5 protein-coding genes are annotated in these 4,226 nt (G+C 66.1%); 1 reads left to right on the plus strand and 4 read right to left on the minus strand.

The genetic code is table 11. The features are described 5' to 3' along the window. The coding region (locus tag WBQ44_RS21680; protein WP_495568726.1) for an FAD-dependent oxidoreductase at positions 1–358 on the minus strand (358 nt) is incomplete at its 3' end. 171 nt (positions 359–529) lie between these two features. On the opposite strand from WBQ44_RS21680, the gene WBQ44_RS21685 reads away from it, so the two are divergent. Then, positions 530–991, plus strand: coding sequence for a gamma-glutamylcyclotransferase family protein (locus WBQ44_RS21685; RefSeq protein ID WP_495568727.1), 462 nt, complete (start codon positions 530–532; stop codon positions 989–991). Between the two features lie 33 nt (positions 992–1,024). Here WBQ44_RS21685 and WBQ44_RS21690 read toward each other — a convergent pair whose 3' ends face one another. Genes WBQ44_RS21690 through WBQ44_RS21700 form a run of 3 tightly spaced genes read right to left on the minus strand, consistent with a single transcriptional unit; the run spans position 1,025 to position 4,077 of the window. Then, positions 1,025–2,188, minus strand: a complete 1,164-nt coding sequence (locus WBQ44_RS21690; protein WP_495568728.1) for a M20 family metallopeptidase — start codon at positions 2,186–2,188, stop codon at positions 1,025–1,027. Beyond that, complete coding sequence (locus WBQ44_RS21695; RefSeq protein ID WP_495568729.1) at positions 2,185–3,354, minus strand: M20 family metallopeptidase; 1,170 nt, start codon at positions 3,352–3,354, stop codon at positions 2,185–2,187. The genes WBQ44_RS21690 and WBQ44_RS21695 overlap by 4 nt, the downstream gene beginning before the upstream one ends. Before the next feature lie 18 nt (positions 3,355–3,372). After that, positions 3,373–4,077, minus strand: a complete 705-nt coding sequence (locus WBQ44_RS21700) for an enoyl-CoA hydratase/isomerase family protein (protein ID WP_495568730.1) — start codon at positions 4,075–4,077, stop codon at positions 3,373–3,375. Positions 4,078–4,226 lie beyond the last annotated feature (149 nt).

A 4,226-nucleotide genomic window follows, 5' to 3' on the forward strand; every position in this document is an offset into this window, starting at 1 on the left:
CCTGAGAGTCGATCATCTCTGCGCGACCCGAGATGATCTCGACCCCTACCGACCGGACGCGAGCCGCGATGTCGGCCGACTGTGCCTGCGCGAGAGATTTGACCCGCTCGTGAATCTGCGGGAGCGCGACCGCCGCCTTGGACGGATCGAGGGAGATACCGAGGTCGCTCGCGCGACGCATCTCGGTCCTGATGCCGGTCGACGCGATGAAGGTCTTCGACGGCACGCAGTCCCACAGAACACATGCGCCGCCGATTCCCTCTGAATCGACGAGCGTCACCGTTCCCCCGTGTTGCGCCGCCACCAGTGCCGCCTCGTACCCTGCGGGTCCGCCACCGATGATCACGATCCGGGTCATTGAGCCTCTTTCGACTTGGGTTCCAAAACTCTGCCTGCGCCCCCAACGCTATTCCAGTGACGGGCGTCATGCATCGGTAAGGATTACTTCACTTCGCTACGACCAGCGCGGACGCACCGGTCGAGTGCCGCCCCGCAACGTTCGATGCGCCGACGGTTTAGGCTTGCCGACGTGCCAATCTATGCCGCCTACGGATCGAACATGCATCCGGAGCAGATGTTGCAGCGTTGCCCGCATTCCCCCCTGTCCGGAACAGGGTGGCTGCACGGGTGGCGTTTGACGTTCGGCGGCGGAGACATCGGCTGGGAGGGTGCCCTCGCTACCGTCGCGCCGGATCCGAACGAGAAGGTGTTCGTCGTTCTCTACGACGTCTCCGAGGAAGACGAGCAGAGTCTCGATCGCTGGGAAGGCGGCGAGCTGGGCATTCACCGCAAGGTGCGCCTGCGCGTCGACACCGCGGACGGCCCCGTGTTGGCCTGGCTGTACGTGCTCGACGCCTACGAGGGCGGTTTGCCGTCTGCCCGCTACCTGGGCGTCATGGCCGAGGCAGCGGAGATCGCCGGCGCTCCGGCGGAGTACGTGCGAGACCTCCGCACCCGCAACAGCCGCAACGTTGGACCCGGAACCACGTAGTACCGGTTCGCGCGGGGAAATCACGCTGGACCGCTAGTGCGGGTCCAGCGCGATTCCCGTCATGACCTTGACGCCGACAGCCAACGCGCGCTCGTCGAGGTCGAACGTGGGCTGGTGGATGTCGAGCTGCGGCCCGTTTCCGGACCACACGCCCAACCGAGCCATCGCGCCGGGCACCTCCTCGAGGTACCAGGAGAAGTCCTCACCACCGCCCGACTGAGCAGTGTCCGCCAATGCACCGGGGCCGAGGCGTCGGATGGCGTTCTCGAAGGTGCGCGTCACCGCGGCGTCGTTCACCACCGGTGGCACACCGCGTCGATAGTGCAGTTCGAAACGCACACCGGTGGGCGCGAGCAAACCCGTCACGATTTCCTTCACGAGCGGTTCGAGCAGCGCCCACGTTTCGTGGTCACCGGTCCTGACCGTTCCGGTGAGCATCCCGCTTTGGGGGATCGCATTGGGCGCCTGACCCGCGACCACCGCACCCCACACCATCACCGTGCTCGTGCGCGGGTCGATTCGGCGGCTGAGCATTCCCGGCAGACCGGTGATGACGGTGCCCAGCGCGTACACGAGATCCGTCGTCAGATGCGGACGCGAGGTGTGCCCGCCCGGAGAGTCGAGGCGCAGTTCCACGGTGTCCGCGGCCGAGGTGATCGGTCCGACCCGCACGCCCACCTTCCCGGCCTCGAGCCGAGGGTCGCAGTGCAGCGCGAAGATCTTGGTCACGTTCTCGAGGGCTCCGGCAGCGACGACGTCGAGTGCCCCTCCCGGCATGACCTCCTCGGCAGGCTGAAAGATGAGCCTGACCCCGAACGGGAGATGCGGAAGCGACGCCAGTGCCAACGCCGTTCCGAGCAGAACCGTCGTGTGCGCATCGTGCCCGCAAGCGTGAGAGACGCCGGGAACCGTCGAACTGTAGGTGGCGCCGGTGAATTCCTGCAGGGGAAGCGCGTCCATGTCTGCCCGAAGCGCGACGCGCGGGCCAGTCGGCCCGATATCGCAGACTAGTCCCGTTCCACCCGGAAGGAGCTTCGGCGTCAAGCCTGCTGCCTCGAGCTGTTCGACGACGAACGCCGTGGTTGCGAATTCCTGACGTGCCAGCTCGGGGTTGGCATGGATGTGCCGACGCCACTGCGAGAGCCGGTCGGCGTTGTCGAGGATCCACTTGTCGACGTGGCCGTGATGGTCGATCATCGCCCTGCCCGCGCTTCGACACCGCTGAGTAGCCGTGCTCGTACGTCTACGTCCTGGGCTGCGCGCACTACGGTGCGGGCCAACAGCTTCGCACCGTCGATCACCGCTCGGTCGGCGGATTCGGTGATACACGCCGCCGCGAATTCGGGTTGATGCGTCACGGAGCCGGACGAGTCGAGGCCGATGACCGGGTGGATGCCCGGTAGAACATTGGTTACGTTTCCCATGTCGGTGCTGCCCAGCGGGCGGAATCCTTCCAATTCGGGTGCAAGCGGTGCACGCCCGATGTCCACGGCTTGGCGGCGGAACTCGGCCGCCAGCCACGGATCGGGTGTGAGTTCCGCGTACGTCGGGGAGATCGTTCGGATTTCATGAGTGCAGCCGGTGGCCACGGCGCCGGCCTCGAAACAGGCATAGGTCTTGGCCGTCAGCGCAGCCAGCGACTCCGAGGTCTGCGCGCGGAGGTCGTACAGAAGTTCGGCGTGCCCGGGCACGATATTGGGGGCGAGCCCGCCGTCACTGACGATGCCGTGCAGCTGTTGACCGGGAGCAAGGTGCTGGCGCAGCAGACCTATCGCGACCTGACTGACAGTGACGGCGTCGCCCGCGTTGATGCCCCATTCCGGGGCCGCCGACGCATGCGCGGCACGGCCGGTGAACGAGACCGCGATGTCTGACAACGCGAGCGAGGTGGCGCCGACGATGTCGAACGGCCCGGGGTGCACCATGATGGCCGCGGCCACACCGTCGAACACGCCGTGTTCGAGCATCAGGATCTTGCCGCCGCCGCTCTCTTCTGCCGGCGTGCCGAGCACCTTGACGGTGATTCCGAGTCGGTCGGCGAGAGGTGCGAGCGCGATCGCCGCACCCACAGCCGATGCGGCGATGATGTTGTGCCCGCAGGCATGGCCGATCTCGGGCAGCGCGTCGTACTCCGCGCAGATGCCGATGACCAGGTCGCCGCTGCCGTACGTCGCGGTGAACGCCGTGGGCATTCCGGCGATCGGCGACTCGATGTCGAAACCGTGCGCCGTCAGCGACTCGCGCACCTTGGCCGCGCTTCGATGTTCCTCGAACGCCAACTCAGGCTCGGAATGAATCGAATGCGACAGCCCGATCAGCTCTGGTGCGGCGTGCTGAACACCTGCGTCGGTCTCATCGATCACCGGCCCAGTCTGTCACTACTACTGTCCGAACTTGAAGTTGCTCTCGTCCGTCGGGGTGTTCAGCGCAGCGAGTACGTCGGCGTGGATCCCACGCTTGATGCCCGCGAGATTGGCGCCGCGGGTGTTCGTCAGCGCTGCAGCGCGTTCGACGGCGGATGCCAGAACCTGGTCCTCCGCGACCGCGACATCCGCGATGCCGCCGGCAACGGCGTCTGCGCCGCCGTAACGTCGGCCCGTCGTCATGGCCTCGACCGCGGTCTGCTTCGGCAATCTGCCCGTCACGAGCGCGGACATTCCCACGGTGAACGGCATGTTCAGGTTGACCTCCGGCAGGCAGTAGAAGCCTCGGTCGGCTCGGACCACGCGGAAATCGTGAGCGGTGGCGAGCATCGCACCGGCACCGAATGCGTGCCCCTGTACAGCCGCGACCGTTGGCATCGGGAACGTCAAGAGGCGCGAGTAAAGGGTGTGGACGCGGTCGAGGTAGCCCGTGATCTTGTCGAGGTTGGCGAACAGCCAATCGGTGTCCAAACCGTTGGTGAAAAACTTGCCGCCGGCGGTCGTCACCAGTGCCGCGGGTCCATCGACGGCTTCGACCTCGTCGAGCAGCGCGTGGACGGCGTCGATCCAGTCGGGGTGAAATCGGTTCTCGTTGTTCTCAGGTCCGTCCTTGTCACCGAGATAGAGAACATGCACGTCGCCGTTGCGCTCCAGAAAAGGCATGAGCGGATACTACCCGGCGGTAACCTCCCGCAGCGGTGCCGCATACCGATGCATCTCCTAGGGTTGAGCGCGTGGGAGACATTGACGCGCACGCGACCGATCCGACCGTCGATCCGGCCATCGCCGATGCCACCGGGGTTGCCGAACAC

The organism is Rhodococcus sp. (in: high G+C Gram-positive bacteria), assembly GCF_049591685.1.
GTDB lineage: Bacteria > Actinomycetota > Actinomycetes > Mycobacteriales > Mycobacteriaceae > Rhodococcoides.

Excerpts from the sequence above, each read along its gene's own strand:
- WBQ44_RS21690 (WP_495568728.1), bottom strand. The coding sequence starts at position 2,188 with ATGATCGACCATCACGGCCACGTCGACAAGTGGATCCTCGACAACGCC.
- WBQ44_RS21700 (WP_495568730.1), bottom strand. The coding sequence starts at position 4,077 with ATGCCTTTTCTGGAGCGCAACGGCGACGTGCATGTTCTCTATCTCGGT.